General features: G+C 33.2%; 15 protein-coding genes. 3 read left to right on the forward strand and 12 right to left on the reverse strand.

Annotated elements, in window-relative coordinates; translation table 11 throughout:
- Positions 1-37: 37 nt before the first annotated feature.
- The 3 genes from FDY99_RS05445 to FDY99_RS05455 form a co-directional block, all read right to left on the reverse strand.
- The gene (locus FDY99_RS05445) at positions 38-1,096 is read right to left on the reverse strand and encodes a glucosaminidase domain-containing protein (RefSeq protein ID WP_102981106.1); all 1,059 of its coding nucleotides are present in this window, start codon (positions 1,094-1,096) and stop codon (positions 38-40) included.
- A 78-nt stretch (positions 1,097-1,174) separates the two neighbouring features.
- Entirely contained in the window at positions 1,175-2,083 is a 909-nt protein-coding gene (locus tag FDY99_RS05450; RefSeq protein ID WP_139419795.1) for a 1-aminocyclopropane-1-carboxylate deaminase/D-cysteine desulfhydrase, read from the reverse strand.
- A 178-nt stretch (positions 2,084-2,261) separates the two neighbouring features.
- Complete coding sequence (locus tag FDY99_RS05455; protein ID WP_115951153.1) at positions 2,262-2,591, reverse strand: hypothetical protein; 330 nt, start codon at positions 2,589-2,591, stop codon at positions 2,262-2,264.
- A gap of 31 nt (positions 2,592-2,622) precedes the next feature.
- Here FDY99_RS05455 and FDY99_RS05460 point away from each other — a divergent pair, with 31 nt between their 5' ends.
- The 3 genes from FDY99_RS05460 to FDY99_RS05470 all read left to right on the forward strand — a co-directional run bounded on the left by FDY99_RS05460 (position 2,623) and on the right by FDY99_RS05470 (position 5,327).
- Entirely contained in the window at positions 2,623-2,805 is a 183-nt protein-coding gene (locus tag FDY99_RS05460) for a DUF5522 domain-containing protein (RefSeq protein WP_074229889.1), read from the forward strand.
- A 1-nt stretch (position 2,806) separates the two neighbouring features.
- Positions 2,807-3,334 carry a DUF4136 domain-containing protein gene (locus FDY99_RS05465; RefSeq protein WP_074229890.1) on the forward strand — a complete coding sequence of 176 codons (528 nt, stop codon included), beginning with the start codon at positions 2,807-2,809 and terminating at the stop codon, positions 3,332-3,334.
- A 199-nt stretch (positions 3,335-3,533) separates the two neighbouring features.
- Positions 3,534-5,327, forward strand: coding sequence for an endonuclease (locus FDY99_RS05470; RefSeq protein WP_139419797.1), 1,794 nt, complete (start codon positions 3,534-3,536; stop codon positions 5,325-5,327).
- Between the two features lie 322 nt (positions 5,328-5,649).
- On the opposite strand, the gene FDY99_RS05475 is transcribed toward FDY99_RS05470, so the two are convergent.
- The 9 genes from FDY99_RS05475 to tssO (FDY99_RS05520) all read right to left on the reverse strand — a co-directional run bounded on the left by FDY99_RS05475 (position 5,650) and on the right by tssO (FDY99_RS05520) (position 17,248).
- Positions 5,650-6,606 carry a hypothetical protein gene (locus FDY99_RS05475; protein ID WP_139419799.1) on the reverse strand — a complete coding sequence of 319 codons (957 nt, stop codon included), beginning with the start codon at positions 6,604-6,606 and terminating at the stop codon, positions 5,650-5,652.
- Between the two features lie 37 nt (positions 6,607-6,643).
- Positions 6,644-7,597 (reverse strand): hypothetical protein, encoded by a 954-nt coding sequence (locus FDY99_RS05480; RefSeq protein WP_139419801.1) that lies wholly within the window; start codon positions 7,595-7,597, stop codon positions 6,644-6,646.
- Positions 7,598-8,056: 459 nt separating this feature from the next.
- The gene (locus FDY99_RS05490; RefSeq protein WP_139419803.1) at positions 8,057-9,091 is read right to left on the reverse strand and encodes an XAC2610-related protein; all 1,035 of its coding nucleotides are present in this window, start codon (positions 9,089-9,091) and stop codon (positions 8,057-8,059) included.
- Position 9,092: 1 nt separating this feature from the next.
- Positions 9,093-12,161 (reverse strand): peptidoglycan DD-metalloendopeptidase family protein, encoded by a 3,069-nt coding sequence (locus tag FDY99_RS05495; protein WP_139419805.1) that lies wholly within the window; start codon positions 12,159-12,161, stop codon positions 9,093-9,095.
- Positions 12,162-12,179: 18 nt separating this feature from the next.
- Positions 12,180-12,683 (reverse strand): DUF4280 domain-containing protein, encoded by a 504-nt coding sequence (locus tag FDY99_RS05500; RefSeq protein ID WP_139419807.1) that lies wholly within the window; start codon positions 12,681-12,683, stop codon positions 12,180-12,182.
- A 94-nt stretch (positions 12,684-12,777) separates the two neighbouring features.
- Entirely contained in the window at positions 12,778-15,177 is a 2,400-nt protein-coding gene (gene tssR, locus FDY99_RS05505) for a type VI secretion system protein TssR domain-containing protein (RefSeq protein ID WP_139419809.1), read from the reverse strand.
- Between the two features lie 48 nt (positions 15,178-15,225).
- Positions 15,226-16,137, reverse strand: a complete 912-nt coding sequence (locus FDY99_RS05510; RefSeq protein WP_115951162.1) for a PKD domain-containing protein — start codon at positions 16,135-16,137, stop codon at positions 15,226-15,228.
- A 38-nt stretch (positions 16,138-16,175) separates the two neighbouring features.
- Positions 16,176-16,694, reverse strand: a complete 519-nt coding sequence (tssO, locus tag FDY99_RS05515; protein WP_139419811.1) for a type VI secretion system TssO — start codon at positions 16,692-16,694, stop codon at positions 16,176-16,178.
- 23 nt (positions 16,695-16,717) lie between these two features.
- Entirely contained in the window at positions 16,718-17,248 is a 531-nt protein-coding gene (gene tssO, locus FDY99_RS05520; RefSeq protein WP_139419812.1) for a type VI secretion system TssO, read from the reverse strand.
- Positions 17,249-17,291: the final 43 nt, after the last annotated feature.

The raw sequence follows: 17,291 nt of genomic DNA on the forward strand, positions 1-17,291 counted from the left end.
AAACTAACAACCATCAACTAAAACCTAACAACTGATTTTAGTTTCTAGGTTTTTTGTCAATCAGATAAATAAGCTGTCCAGCGGATGGTTTTTGACCTTCATCCATTCTGTTTTTAGCGTATAATTTATGGAGTTTGATGCCAAATTTCTGTGCGATATCATACATATCTTCGCCAGATTCGGCTTTGTAGATTGCAGTATTTCCTTCAGAATTTTTAGATTCAAGAAAAACGACTTCATTTTTTGCTAATGCGGTTCCTTCCAGCTCATTCCATTTCATCAGTTTACTTTCACTGATTTTAAATTTCTTAGCAATATATTGTACATCAGTATCTTCAGGAATTACAATATATTTTAAACCGCCATTCGGATGGCTTTTAATTAAGATTGAATTAAGAATTTCAGCTTTGGTTTTAATTCTTTCCACTCTCTGTTGCTGTTGCGCATAAGAAGTCGCTTTGTAAGGAACTTTTACAGTAACAGGAGTTGTCGTCTTTTTTGTAGCTTTTGCAGGCTCCATTCTCGCCATAAAAGTACGGTCGTCTTTCAGATCTGGATATTTTTTTAATACTGCATAAAGAACTTCCTTAGAATTTACGTCATCAAACTCATATAACTTGTATTTTTCAATTTTTCCTATAAGAATTGATGCATAACGGGGATTAGTAGCGTAACCTGCCTTTTTTAAACCATGCGCCCAAGCTCTGTAATCTTTCATATCAAGATCAAAGAGTTTGGTGTAATATTTTCTTGTTGCCAAAAATATAGAGTGGTCTTCGTAAGATTGTTTAGGATCGTCATATACACGGAAACATTCATTTGGAGCATCATCAGTGTGTTTCATTGTCTTTCCTGTCCAGTCTTCTTTACATTTTATACCGAAATGGTTTTTGCCTTCCTGTGCCAAGCGACTTTGTCCGCCACCTGTTTCCAAAAGTCCTTGCGCAAGAGTAATTGAAGCCGGAATTTTATATTTTTCCATTTCTTCAACCGCATATTGAGCAAATTTCTGAATGTATTGATCTTCTGTAGCCCAGGTCTGAGCTGAGAATTTTGATAAAACTAAAAGGCTAATTAGTAAGAAAAGTCTTTTCATGTTTTTTGATTTTTAAAGCCAGACAAGTAATCACTTGTATTTTAAAATTGCTGCATGAGTACATCATGCTTTTCAGCTTTATATTATTAAATTTCTATTTTGTTTTTCTAAAAGCAAATTGGCACCTTCTATTCCCTGCAAACCTCCGGTATGAAAACACATAATTTTGCTTCCTTCAGGAAAATAATCAGCATCAATCATTTCAAAAACTTTCTGCATCATTTTTCCTGTATACACTGGCTCTAAAGGAATATCAAATTTCACTTTAAAATCATTGATAAAACGAACATTTTCATCATTTATTTTACCATAACCACCAAAAGCAACATCGATTAGATGAAAATTTCTCTTAGAGGTTAATTCTGATATTTTGCTTTCTAAAGAAGAATCTTCAACTACTTTAAAACCTATAACTTTCTGATTATCTTCACAAAATTCTGAAATCCCCGCCAAAGTACCTCCGGTTCCAACTGCTGTGCAAAGATAATCAAAATCTTTTGTATCGTTATTGAGTATCATTTTTATGCCCTGAACAGCGTGTTTATTGGTTCCGCCTTCAGGAATTATTAATGCTTCCGGAAATTCATGTTGTAAAAATTCGGTCAGTTTTTCTTTATGGCGATATTCTTCACGTGAGACAAATTTTAAATTCATTCCGTTTCTTTTGGCAAAAAGTAAAGTCGGATTATCCCGCCATTTTTGTTCTAATTCTTCACCTCTTATAATGCCTAAAGTTTTAATTCCAAAAAGATTTCCTGTGGCAGAAACTGCCGAAATATGGTTTGAATAGGCTCCGCCAAATGTTATTATTAAAGGGTTTTCCGGCAGAGTTTCTAAATAATGATTGATGTTATAAAAAAGTTTCCAGTATTTGTTTCCTGAAATTTGAGGATGAATGAAGTCTTCTCTTTTGATAAAAAGTTTTACTTTTTTATTAATTGGAATTTCCTGAATGGGAATAGTTTCTGTAGGAAGTTGTAATAGCATTTCTTCGTTTAAATGATATTTGATTTAACAAAATTAGTTTTTTTATTTGAGCTTGTGTAAATAACACGGATTTTTGCTAGTATTGAGGATATTTGTTGCTTCTTTTTACCACCCCGTCAAAAATTCTTTGAATTTTTGCCACCCCTCCAGAGGAGGGGAATTTTGGAGCGCTAATCTTTTAATTAAAATATTTTCTGAATGCCCAGAATTTTCTTTTTTTAAGATAATTTAAATCATGTTCCATTGAGTAAGCTTCTCTTTCAAAAGAAATTGCGTGATAGGCTGCGTGTGCATTTTTAAGTCTGAAGAAATGATAATAATATTCTGCAACATATAAAATGTAAAAGAAAACAATCAATAACTCTAATTGCTGTCTGATATGAATTTTTTCATGATTAATCAGGACTCTATTCTTCTTATCTTCAGGATTTTTAATGAAAATAAAAGGATAGAGCGTAATGCCGTTTATTTTTGTATTTTTGAGGAGCTTTTGGCACACAATTATCATGATAACAAATATAAAAGTTTTGATTTAACTTATGGCTCTTTTTGAAATCAAAGAGGGTGAAGACTTTTACTATAACGAGCAAGGTTACAAAGTTTTTACCGAAAAATTCCATCTTAAACGTGGACATTGCTGTAAAAGCGGTTGCAGACATTGCCCATACGGATACGATAAGAAGACAGACACATTTATAAAAACCACTAAAAAAAATAAATAAAATGAAGAAATATATTTTTATTTTGCTTGCAGCAAGTTTAGGTTTATCGTCTTGTAGCCCATTTCAGGTACGTTCAGATTATGCTCAAACTGCTAACTTTACGACTTACAAAACATATAAAATCAGAATCGATGATTTGAAACTGAATGACATCGATAAAGACAGAGTTTTGAATGAGCTGTCTAAGCAATTGCAGATGAAAGGACTTCAACCGGGAGAAAATCCTGATTTGATTGTGAATGTAAAAGCTAACCACAAAAAAATTACCGATATCAACAGCACAAATCCTTACGGAATGTGGGGATGGGGCGGTGGTTTCGGTTGGGGAATCGGAATGAACAGAACCTGGACCAGCAATTATAATGAAGGTGCAATTATTGTAGACCTTGTAGACTCTAGATCTCAAAAATTAGTTTGGCAGGGAATCGGTAGCGGAATTTCTGTAGACCGACCAAAAGCTAAACAAAAACAAATCCCTCAGATTGTAGCCGAAATTATGGCAAACTATCCTCCGGGAATGAAAAAATAAAATTTTTATTTTAAATTATATTAAAAGTCAACACAGAATTCTGTGTTGACTTTTTTTATGCGATATTTCTTGAAATAAGTGATGTGAAATTTTACAAAAACTTAACCTGTTTGTCGAAAAGATAATTGCTTTTAAATTTAATAATAATGTAATTTTACATTTACCAAATTGTTTTAATCTTACCAAAAATTTTTTTTTTATGAAAAAACTACTTTTATGTGTAGTATTCTCCCAGCTTGCAAATGCACAGGCTCCTGCAGGATATTACAACTCAGCGAACGGATTGTCGGGAGCTTCATTAAAAACCGCTTTAAGCAATATCATCACAAACGGACATCAAGACAAAGGTTACAACGGACTTTGGACGGCCTACAAAACCACAGACATCGATAAAAACTACGAAAACGACGGTTCTATTCTTGATATTTATTCTGAAAAACCAAGCGCTACAGACCCATATAAATTTACTCCGGGAAATAATCAGTGTGGCACTTACTCTACCGAAGGAAACTGCTACAATCGTGAACACATTGTTCCTCAAAGTCTTTTTAATGAAGGTTCGCCGATGAAAAATGACATACATTTCATCAGAGCTACTGATGGAAAAGTAAATGGAATGCGTTCTAATTATCCTTTCGGAAAAGTGGGAAGCGCAAGTTTCACTTCTTTAAATGGTTCAAAATTGGGAAGTTCGTCATCTTCAGGATTTTCGGGAACTGTTTTTGAACCCATTGATGAGTTTAAAGGTGATGTAGCAAGAATGGTTTTCTATTTTGTGACAAGATATCAAAGCAAACTCTCAACTTTCTCCACAGGAAATATGATTGGAAATTCTGCATTTCCGGGGCTACAAACCTGGGAGCTGAATGTTCTTTTAGCTTGGCATAATCAGGATCCTGTTTCGCAGGCAGAAATCAACAGAAATAATGCTTCCTATACTTTTCAGGGAAACAGAAATCCGTTTATAGATAATCCTAATTATGTAAATCAAATTTGGAGAGGGCAAGCTCCAACAACCGATACTCAAGCTCCGTCAACGGTTACTAATTTAACCGTTTCAGGAAAAACATCAAACACGGTTTCTCTTACATGGAATGCTGCAACTGATAATGTAGCCATAAGTTCTTACGATGTTTATATGAACGGAAGTTTAAAAACGAATGTTTCTTCAACTTCAACAACTATTACCGGATTAAATCCTTCTACGACTTACAATTTTTATATTAAAGCTAAAGATGCTGCAGGAAATTCTTCAGCAAACAGTTCTACCGCTTCTGTTACGACGAATGCAGGAACAACCAATCCGAATCCAACGGGTTGTGTGAATGAAACTTTTGAAACAATTCCAACAGCAAGTTCATCATCGTATTCAACAAAAACATGGACGAGCAACGGAATTACATGGACGGCAACAGATTCAAGAAGTGACCAAACTATTTCTAACAAAGCAATTACTGTAAGAGACGGATCATTAAAATCGAGCAGCTCTGCAAACGGAATTGGGTCTTTAACGGTTACGACACAGCTTAAATTCAGTGGAAGCAACGGAAATTTTACGGTTCAGGTTAATGGAGTAAATGTTGGAACAGTTCCTTACAGCACGACGGCTACGACAACGACGATTAATAACATCAACGTTTCAGGTAATGTAGTCGTTACTTTAGTGAATAACTCTACAAGTAACAGAGTGGCGATCGATGATCTGAGCTGGACTTGTAATAATTCTTCTTCAAGACAAAGCCAGACAACAAATATCTTTGCTGAGCCTAAAGAATTACAGATCTATCCCAACCCTATTACGAATCAAGAAATTTTTGTAAAAGGAGATACGCAAAATATTAAAAAAGCGGAAATCTATAATCTTCAAGGAAAAGTAATGCAAACGATCAATAATCCTTTTAAAAACGGGAGGTCAATTAAAATAAAAAGCCTTTTGCAGGGAGTTTATATTTTAAAGCTTGATGAATCGAGTCTGAAGTTTGTAATTAAATAGGTTTTCAGATAAAATATTAAAAGAGACTGTTTCAATTTTGAAGCAGTCTTTTTTTAAATATATATTCTGTGGGTTTTAGAAAATAATTGGAAATAAACTGATTTGCCACGAATGCACGAATTTTATGAAAATATTTAAAAATTAAAGTTTTTTCGTATAAAATTATAATAGCTTAAAAATCAACCAATTAACACAAAAATTTAATTTAACGCAAAGGGAAACAAAGAATTGTAAATATGAACAGATTTTAAGTTAAACAACGGCGTAAACTTAATAAAGAAATACAATGAGAAATTATAGGCAATTAAAAAAACCGTTTAATTTATATATTTTCAATTGAAAATTCGGTGGTATACAAAACTGAAAATTCGTTGTAAGTATGGGATAGATTCATCGATTTAATCATTCCGTCGTTTTTAGAAACCGTTATATTTCCTGTGAAATCATTTTGATTTTTTTCTTTACTTTTTAAGGTTTGATGTAATAAAATTTCTTCTTTGTTGTCCGTTAATTTTGCAGTTTGTTGAATGTTTAATAAGGTTTTATCTAAATACAATTCAAAAAAAGATTTTCCGTTTTCAAAAGGATTTCGGAAAGATGAAAAGTAGCTTTTCAGAAACAAGTCTTCTTTCATTTTCTGATTAAAAACATCAGGTTTTAAGACAACATACTCAAATTCTTCAAGATAAATTTTAGCATATTTATCAGGGAAAAAATCTAATAATTTTTCTTTAATCTGATTAAAATTATTTAAAATTTCTTTCTTTAAAGCAGTTCGCAAAATTTCCCCTTTAGTATTCACAAAAACTTCAATCGGATATAACGATTTCATGCTTTCAATCGCCAAACTTTCCATTTTTGTGTCATTGCGGTTTGAAAACTGATCTTTCGTAAAATGAAAAAGATGTTCACCCAATTCATTTTTTTTCCATTCTAAAGATGCGATATAAGAAAAACTTTTGTCAACAGTTTTACCTGCTTCATTTGATGTTTCTTTAATTGCAATTTTAAATTTTTCGTTAAAACCAACCGGATCAAAACTGATCTTCGGATTTAATTCCGGACTTTTAAAAGGGGCATCATTTTTATCATTATATGCTTTGATCTTTGCAAGATCGGGTAACAACAGTTTTTTTCCGGGAATCAAATCATCAACAATAAAATCTTCTTTCAGGCAATGTTGATTGTGAAATTCTTTAAGATAAACAGGGTTTTCAAGTCTGATTTTCTCAGCAATATTCTCGAAAGTATCTCCGGGAAGTATAAAATGGATCATCATAGATTTCTCATCATTTTGAAAATTATTTTGAACTTAACTATTGTTTTATCAATTCATAGGTTTCATTTTCATCTACTATTTCGTTGATAAAATTACTTTTCAAAAGGTATTTGTTATTATTTTTTGTGATTATAAAAGTAGAATCTTTTTTGTTTTTTAGGGAAAGAATAATTTCATTTTCGTTTTGATTTAAAACAGTTAAATCTTTTTCAAAAATCTCAATATAAGTATCTAAGCCAAATTTTACAGAATCTTTTTTAATTTTTATTCTAATCATTCCCCAACCTCTCGGATCTCCAGATTCTTCTTTCATCCTCAAAAAATTACAGGAATAATCCCCAAGCCAAGAAAAGTTTTTTGAAGGAGTTTTTGTCTCGATAGTTGATTTAAAATTTTGAACAAAATACGATGGAAAATTAGTCTTAAAGTATTTCGATTCTAAAATTCTAGGAAGAACATTTGATAATTCTTGTTTAATTAATATCCATTTATTTTCTTGATTATTATAATAATAAATTTCTGCATTTGTTTTATCGTCTAAATACACGCTTTCACTTGAACATCCTGCATTAGATTTCAGAAATTTTAAAGGAACATAGTAGCAAAAAATTGTATAATCCTTACTACTCTCTCTTATTTTATTTTCAATTTCTTTATTTTCTGTTTCAAAATTTATTTTATCTATATCTTTATTTTTGAAATATTGATTTACCCAATAATCTTCCAATTCTCGAGTTTTTGGAATATAATGAATTGTGAAATAACTATCTCTACAATCTAAGAACGTTTTTATAGGATGATCTGCAGGAGTAGACTCATCAACAATCATTGTGTATTTAGCAGAATATTTTTTATCAAAAAAGTTAATACTCTCAGTGGTAGAAGTTTGTTTAGTTTTTTTGGATACTATGTGATTTTCTTGTACATCTCGCTTACACGAAAACAACAAGATTAGAATTATTAAGAAAAATTTATTCAATTGCATTTTCATTAGTATCAAATTTTGTTTTCATATAATCTTCTGGCTGTAATCCTGATTTCGAGTTTATTCACACCTATGTCTAACTCTGAAATACTACTGAGTGAATCTATCCGTCCACCAGTTCTTGCACTCGTTGTGCGTAATTTAAAATGCAAATGTACCTGATTTGCATTGAGCGCTGTAGCCGAAGATCCTGTTTTTCCACTTTTCCTTATAAGACCACCAGCTTTAACTTTTGTAGGATTACCACTACTATCTTTTGCGACAATATCTACTGAACTTAAATGGGCCTAGAAAAAACAATATGTAGTACCATACTCACCTTTCAGATTAATATATTCTCTATAATTTGCGGAAATATATATTTCATTGACTTCACCATCTACACAAGCATAAATTTGAGTTCCAGTTGGAGCGCATAAATCTATACCAAAATGTGTACTAGAGTCTCACATCTTTTCAAAAATATCACAAAGGTTTTTCTTCATAAAAAGTTTGCTTCCATTTATTAGAATTTTGTAATTGAACCTTGAAGTTAACTTGGCTGCAACAGCCACTCAAATGTAAAAATGTCAAAGTTTTATTTTTAAAATCTATATTTCTTGGAAAAAATCTAACCTGGTCTGTCAAGTAATGGTCAATTTTGAATTTTCCGTCTTTATCCTGAATAAAATATGCATATAGTGTTCCTGCATTTCCACCCATATAGTTTGCAATAACGAAATCTTCTAAGCCATCGAAATTGATATCCACAATTATAAATTCCGGTAAGTTTTGCTTATTGATCTTCTGATTTATACCTGGATCATTAAAAAAAGAAACTGCCTCTTCCGGTGCAGAATAAATATATTCAGGATTAAAATTAATTAATTGATTTTGAGCGCTTTTATTAATTATTTTTATTTGGAGTGCTCTTGGCTTCTTTTCTTCAGTAAAGGAGGCGGTTTTAATAAAGTAAGTAAAATTAGCGGTTTTAAATAGCTGTTTATCATCAACATTTATTGTACGAAGTTGATCCTCTTTTCCATTGATGCTATTTTGTTCATTTTTAGAATTCAACTTAAATGTCCATTTTTTTACAAGTTTTTTATCCAACAATAAATTTAAAGTTTTGTGATCAGAAAATTCTTCAATTTTTACATCAATATTTTTCGATTTGAGATTAACGGTATCCATAATTCGATACTTTGCAACATCCGGATTTTGTAAAAATTTATGAACTGCAAATATATAATTTTCACTATTTGTTATATTATATAAACCATACCATATGCTATCAATAGCAGTTTCTTTGAACTCTAGGGTTTTTACGTCAACAAGTTCCGTCATTTCGTTAAATTCTCTATTAATATAAATATCATTTTGTCCCTTTGTTCTTTTGACCTGTTCTATTGAGTTGATATTGATTTTTTCAGCATCAGTTATCGTTGTGTTACTATTTTTACCACAAGATGAAAAAATTAATAAAACTGACAGTATATAAATATAGGTTACTCTTTTCATATTAAATTCCTGTTTGTGTGGCCTGATCTGGGTTAGTGATTACATCATTTTTTAATTCGTCTATCGTTGCAATAGGATCAATTCTTCCTCCTGTTCTTGCGCTTGTAGTTCTCACCTCAAAATGAAGATGATTCATTTTTGCTGCCTGTCCACTGGCGTTACCAGATTGTCCTGTTTTTCCAATTGGGTCTCCGGCAGTAACTTTCGCATCTTTTGCAACGCTTCTTTCCGATAGGTGCGCATAAAAAAAGTAATAAGTTTCCCCTTTGTAGGTTCCTTTAATTCCGAGTGTATTACCATAAGTTCCTGAAATATAATCTTCATAAATTTCTCCATCCACACAGGCATAAACTTCTGTACCTACCGGAGCGTAGAGGTCTAAACCTTCATGCTGCTTTGAGAATCTCACTTCGGCATCTCCATGATCACTATCTCCCGGATAAAATCCACTACCATACCATCCACGAAGTTCCATTCTATCTAAAGGATGGTGCCATGACCCACTACTTTCATTTTCACAATTACATTTAATGTCAAAATCTTTTAAAAATCCTTTTTGAATATGTAAATGACTTTTTCCAGCGAGTTCTTCTTTTAAAAACTCATCATAGTAATCTAAGGTCTCCTGCATTTTTGCTGTTGGTTGCCCTGCTGTTGCTCCAGGTAAGCTTACCCATGTACCGCTTGATGTAGATATCGCTCCTTTTATATCATTATTTAGAAGCTTAGTAATCGCTCCAATATCTTTCAATATAATCACACAAAGTCTATCTTGTGCTACTTCTGAAAATCCTTTTGCATCATATTTTTTAGCTTTATCACTAGCTTCGGTATAAACTTCTGGAATCGCCTTTTGGAAATATCCGTTTTTAAATACAATTGTATAGCCATTAAGTTCGTCAAATTTCCAACTCATAAACTGATAGGCGCCTGCTGCAGAAGACCTTAAGGTATTTGTACTGTTGCTATTAATTACTCGTGGATGATCATCTGATAATGTGAAGTTATTTCCTGCTCCACTGAACCAAGTGGTATAGCCCAACTGAGGATCTCTTGCTTGTTTAGTTCCTTTGACGTATTCTCCGGTTCCTTCAGCAATTCTTATCACTCTCATAAATGCACGAATTCTTTCTTCACATTCGCATTTTTTCCCTATCTCAAAATAAGCTCCCTCTGCTTTTAAAAATTCTTTATCATGCTGTTTTTCACCTTGAGCTTTAACATTAAGATATAATAATTCCTTTTCTTTTTTATATAAATTAAACTTTATAGTCTCACCTTTTGTGTACGTTTTAATTTGTAGTACGGTTTCAATATCTTCGGCATAAGCAACTTTACCGTTTTCAATTTTTGGATTGCCTAATTTTCCTTCCTTAGCATTTTTCGCAATAGTTGCGGATAAACTTTTTTTATTTTCTGCGGTGATAGCAGTACCGTTTACATTATTGAAAGTATAAGTATATTCACCATCTTGCTTTCCTTTTTTAAGTTTTTCTCTCCATTCTTTCAGTTCATCATCAGACTTTGGTCTTAGATGAACAGGAATTTTCACTATCCCGTTTTCTATTTTCCCTGTGAACTCACTTTTTTCAGTTCCTGGAACTTCTCCTGTGGTCGGAGTAGCCTGATCCATTTGTTCTTCACTAATTTCTAAGATTGGTAGAACAGCTCCTGCAGAACCTTTAATTAATCCATCTTTTTCTTTAATAATTATCGTTGCCTGTTTGTCACTTAGACCTGAACCAGCCGTTTTTGCCACCAAATATAATTTTGTATCTAAAGGTGCAGAGGTAATTTTCTTTAATTCAGCTCCCAGTTTAAAGGTTTGGAAACTTACTTTTTCATCTTTATTATAAACCTCTTTGGAAAGAGCCTGTTTAATAGCTTCCAAAGTTGTATATTCTTTTTTGTCTGCCAATGCTTTTACAGCAGGTTTTCCTAAAATAATTTTTGCAATTTTTTCTTTTTCTGCATCAGTAGCAGTTTTATTTCCGTTACTTCCAAACTGGTATTCTAAAGTTCCGGCAGCTTCGCCTGTTTGCTTGATGTATTCTTTTTTAGCAAAATAAGCATCCAACAATTCTTCCACCGAAGAATCTTCTACTATACTTACCGTTTTCCCTTCGTTAGGTTGCGGAGTTGGTGGTTGTTCAGCCTCAACTGTTCCTTGAGCTTCCTGATAATCGTGTAATTCTTCTTCAGACGGGTTTGTATTTTGACCAGCAACTCCCCTTTCTTCCATTTGCGATGCCGGTTTTTCTGCGGCAGGTGAATTTTCAGCTCTGGGCCGCGTATTATTTGATGGAGTTTCAGGTGTTGACTGAGCCGGAGGAGTAGGATTATCTGTAGATTGTTGTGGTCTTGGTTGAGGAATTGGAGCAGGCGTATACAAAGGATTGTTTACATTCACATTATCCGTTACGTGTTTTTTGTGAGAAAAATATTCTACCGTAACATAAAACTCAAGTTGTTTGGGATCTGTTTCTCCCTGCATTGCTTTTTGCATCAAAGCTCTGGTGAGCATAAACTCGGCTGTAGCAACACCACTTCTGTCTACGGTTGCTTCTTTGGTTTCAATTAAAAGATTTTTTGCATCGTGTCTTTCGCCTGTTGCATCATCCTCCCAAAGAGTAAACTTTAATTTTTTACCATTCAAATTCACACATTGTGCACGAGCTCTCATTTTTTCTCTAAAACTGAAAACAGTTCCCGGTGAATCGTCCACATACTGAAGTTCTACTTTTTCAATTTTAGGAACAGCCGCAGGTTGAGGATTGATTTCAATTGTTGATGCTCCTCTTCCTTCAGGTTCAAAAAGATATGCTTCTAAACGATAGGTATGTTTTTGTGCAACTTCTCCGAAAGTAAAGTTCCCAACACCTTTTTTTTTGATGTTGGTTGATGTAAATCTTCCGTTGGATCTTTTTTTAAATAATTCCCAAATAACATTTGCCGGATTTCTTTGGTTTTGAGGTGTGGAAGGATACCAATCTGTAACGGTATAAGTAGTAGCTTCTCCTACTTTTGGAGAAGAATTTCCGGATATTTTTGAAACTCCTTTTTTAGACATTTCAGGAAAGTTTATAGATTAATAAGCGTCGATTTCGCTTTCCATTACTGTTTCTTTAAAGTCATTCACATCCACAAGAGGATTTACGTGTCTGATTACTTTTGCATCAGCATTTTTTACATTCTTTTTACTCATCTCACCACGCTGTCCGTGATCTTTAATCGTAATTTTTCCACCCGTTGCACATTGAAGCTCTGAAACTTCTGTCACACACTTTTTACCCATGACTAAAACTTTTTCATAAGTTTTCTGCCATTTTCCGGCAGGAGCATAAGCGCACGGAAGATAACCACCCGAACTGGGTTTTAATTTACATTTTCCAAAACTCGGACCTGGTGGATCAAACTGAAGGTCATCTTCTGTAACAGATAAATAATCTGAATTTCCGGCAGAATCATTCCAGAAATGTTTGTTGTGAGCATTAACAATATGCTTAGGAAACTGATCTCCCTGGTTACACTGGCAAGTTCCTTTTTGAACTACGAAGTGTTTACCATCATGAGATGATGATTGAGTAGACATAATGTGAGATTTGGTACTCAAAGATAACAAAAAGTATTCTAACATAAAAAAAACGGAAAATTAATTCTCCGTTTTTTCATTATGTCATAACTAATTAATGTTGAGTATATTCCGGTTCCTCTACAGGAAGCATTGTTGGCATAAAATATTCATTAAGCCAATAAAATTCCTGCCCGTTTTGTTTAATTTTTACCGCAGGATTATTTCTGTAAGTAAGCATTCTCTCTGCAAGATCTTTGTAATATTTAAAATAAGTTCTTGCTTCTTCATTGGTGATAACATCAGATTTCGTCCAGCCTTTAAGCATGAATTTTGACATTTTTTCTTCATCAGAAATATCAAAACCTGTACTTACTCCCACTGCATAAGACATCGGTTGTTTATACAACTCACTTTTATCTAAGAATTTCAGCGTTGGATTATATTTTTTTAATAATTTAACATATTCTCTAATTGCTCTTCTCTGCTTAAAGTCTGTTCTTGCAGCACCTGTATTTTCATAAACTTCTTTATAAAAAGCTTTTAACTGATCATATTCACTCTCAGAAACAAGAATACCTTTTTCCATATTCTGTTTGTAATCCATCAATTCTTTAGGAATATATCCTTTTGCTAAAAACGGATTTCCATAGTTGATCAACTGCGCTGCAATCCCTGAAGGAACCGGATTCGTCAATCCCGGATACAAATATTTATACTTAAAATCTACCTCAGTTTTCCCTGCACCCACTGAAGAATGGAAGCGTTCATTTAATGACTTATCTATCATTTCGTTGTCATAAGTTACCTGAGCAATGAGACTATCTACAGATTTTATTAAAAGCCCCGGTGCGGTGATGTCCCCTTTTTTAGGGAAAATTACAAATCCTTGAGCCATACTCTGTTTAGGAAAATCTAAAGAAAAGAAGCCTGCATCACTTTCTATTAAACTAAAATTATTCTTGTTTAAGACGTCACTTTGATTAATAATTTTCTGTTTTTTTAATTCGGCAACATTTTTAGCCGTATTGGTCACGATATTCTCTGATATCAAAACAAAATCATTGTAAGTATCGGAAGAGCGAGCATTAGTTTGGAACATAATCAGTCTTGCCTGAGCTTGTGTTAATGAGCCAATAACGCCATACATATTTCCGCTTCGGTTGGCGGAAGTACCAATTGTAACTATAATATTGGCTTCGTCTGCAACACCAGAAAGTAAATTTCCAGCAGCAATCAGACCTTCATTTACCGGCTGATTTCCAACAGTACTAGGACAATTCATTTCATTCATTTTATCTTCAATAAAACTCATTACTTTATTATAATCTTTACTTAAAGGCGACGGAATTACATTTTCTCCACAAGAATTGTTTTTATAAAGAACCACACCGTATTTTACAGAATTAAAATAAGAAGGCTTTTCAAATTTTAACTGAAGATCCTGTAAAAGTGAGCTTACAATGGGAATGTATGGTCTATTTGCTTCACTTATATCTAGAACAAAAACAATATTTATTTTCTTGTTTTTATCAATTATCTCTTTGTAACGATCAAAAATAATAGGCTCTCCCAACACGTTTTTAACAAAGTTTTTACTGTAATCTAAAACATTGGTAAAATATTTAGTTTTACGATCAGGTTTTGCTTCTTCATTTAAAGCTAATGTTACAGGATAAATATTTTCAAGAGGAGGTCTTTTATTCACATCCGTCAACAGAACAGCAGTGCGGTTTTCTTTATCCGAAGCTACCGGAGAACCTTCATGAATTCCTAAAGTTGATTCTTTAATACCTGTCGTATTTTTCATTTTCACAGCAGAACGTTCACCCCAAGCTGAAACAACATTAGAGCTCACCCAACCGTATAAGCCCGTACTGATACTGTCCATATCAATCCTCGGCTTTTTACCTACTAGAAAAAGTTTGTTATTTTCGGCCTGTTTGTAAACATAAACCATTTGTCCGTTCGGGATTTTCACATTCGCAGCTTCAATAAGACTTGGCGAATTAAAAACCATGATGGAATCATTTTTATAGTATCTCTCTGCACTTTTGATAACATCCGGATCATTGGGAACTACAGCAACTCTTACAGGATAACCATTTTTTTCGCTTTTCAAAGAATTACTCCAAAGCAAAAGATCAGATTCAGGGATCCAGCCGTAGGTTTTTATTGATTTCGACGAGATCTTTTTCATTAAAGCATCCGGAATATATTCTGCTACTTTTACCATTCCGTCTCTGTGTTTTAAAACCATTAAAGGTTCTAAAAATTTCACTTCTTTATATGATTTTTCATCATTTTTATCGAGATAAGCCGTATTTCTGGATCGGTCTGAAATGACAATCCAGGGAGCTGATTTTTTTGGAAAACCATTGATCACTGATGCATTGTCGATTTGCCCATATTGCTTTGGTTCAGGAGTTTTTTTTGACGGCAGTTTTACCTGACAGCTCGTCAGTAAAACTGAAAGCCCTATATAATAAGCTGCTAGAGGAAATTTATTTTTCATCTTAATTTTCTTTATAATTGGTGTGATGCCCGATAAACGAACAATTTATTATTTGCTTTGGTTGATGTCAACTTTGGTTACACAAGTCATTCCGTCATCAAAATTTAATTTTACAGACTGTATCACTGTATTTTTGTCAAACTGAAGACCCGCACAATACAGGTAAAAATTATTGACTTTGCTGTCAGCAACTTTTACTATTGCATTTTCGTTATTACACAGATAGGTTTTCAAAAGATAATTGTAATGCATATTAAAGCTGTTACCATTCGCGATCTGCTGCAAGTGATATTTAAAATCATTATCTTTTTTAGCGTACAGCTCGTCTAACGTAGGCTCTTCGTCCTGCATAGAATTATATGCCTGTAAAATTTTTATACGGTGCTGAATAGGCTCTAAATCTTTTTCTGTATACAATGTAACCACATAATCTCCAGGTTTTTGAAACGCATAAATAGCTAATTTGTCTTTAGCATCTATTTTTCCGGTCTCACCAAACCTCCAGGTAAACTGTGTAGCATCTGAAAGCGCACGAAACTGCACATTCTCATACTGCATTGCCTGAGTCTGAGCATCAATTTTAGTTACTGTCGCAGCGCTGTCTTTAGGTTTTGGAATTCCTCTTGAGGAAACTATGATCGGGAAAGATTTAGAATATTTATTATCAATAATCAAGGTTACATTGTAATAACCAGGTTTACTGTAAAAATGTATTCCCTTGTCTTTCTCTGAAGTCTGTCCATCTCCAAAATCCCATTTTTTGAATTTTGCAAATGATGTTTTATCATTAAATGTTAAAGTATCACCAGTAGAAAGTGTAGACGGGAAAACGACTCCTTCAATATCATCTGCAGAATGAATGACCTTCTTTTGCAGCCACAATGCAACCAGTGCTGCAATAAGCAATGTGACAATTACACCAATGATGATGTTTTTCCTGTTCTTTTGAAAATAGTTCATAGTAAGTTTTTGTGATGTGTTTTGTATATTTTATGGTGTTATCTGGGGTTTAAAGCATTGTTTCGATCTCTCAGAGTCTGGCTTTTTTCTTTATATCCTAGTTGACATTCCTCAAACTGTTTTTCAAAAGTTTTTGTAGTCTCATTCATTTTCATGATCCTCTCTTTATCAACCATATTCATTTTGAAGAATTTCCCTATTTGCGGAAATGCCATTTTTCGCTGATCATTGACCATGACATTCTGAAATGTATTAGCTAAATCCTGTATTGCATACTCAGCATCGTTTCTTTCTACAGGTTGCTGAATTTCCAATGACAATCTGTTCACTCTTGCTGAAGCGGTATCTATTAATTTTAAACCAATTTTCTGCTGCTGATCAAATTTTATTTTCTGATCTAAAATCTGCAATGCATTGGTATCTGCCTCAGAAAATGGAGATGAAAAACCCTTAAGAAAAATAACTCCTAAAAAGAAAAGAGCAACAATAAGCATTAATATGAGGTAAAAAAACTGATAATGCTTTTCTTTTTTTGATAATGTAATCTGTCCCTGCATAATTTTTAAACTTTAAAATATGATTATCTTCTTCGTCCTGTAAATTTTCTGGTAGGATCTATTTTCATCTTGTTGTTAATCTGATTAGATTTCCCCTGGCATTCCTGAACATCGCGGATGGCAATCTGCTGTTTAGCTGAAACAGTGACAATTTGGCTTTTAAGATTAAGCATTGGTTTAATTTTCTGCATTAAAACAGCATAATGCTTTAAGTTAGTAGCACTGTCGGCTCCCATAATTTCCTGAGCTTCACGAACGTTATCTAGAATATATGTACGTAAATAGTTATCGTTATAAGCTTTATCAGAATCATAGAGCTCCATTCTTGCATAAATACTGTCAATGTGGGTATGAAGAAGATTATCACGGATCAATAGTTCACGGTATGCACGAACTTCGTCATCAACACCCGCAAGCTGCCTGTCATAACTCTTAAAAAAGAAGAATACTACAATAAACGATATTGCAGATAATATAGCAAATGAAAGTATAAACTTCCATATACCCAATCTTACATCAGATTTGTTTAATTTTTTTTCTCTACTCGTAGACATGTTTGTGATTTGGTTTGGATTGTGAAAATAGGAAAAAAAAAAT

Source organism: Chryseobacterium mulctrae (assembly GCF_006175945.1).
GTDB classification, from domain to species: Bacteria; Bacteroidota; Bacteroidia; order Flavobacteriales; family Weeksellaceae; genus Chryseobacterium; species Chryseobacterium mulctrae.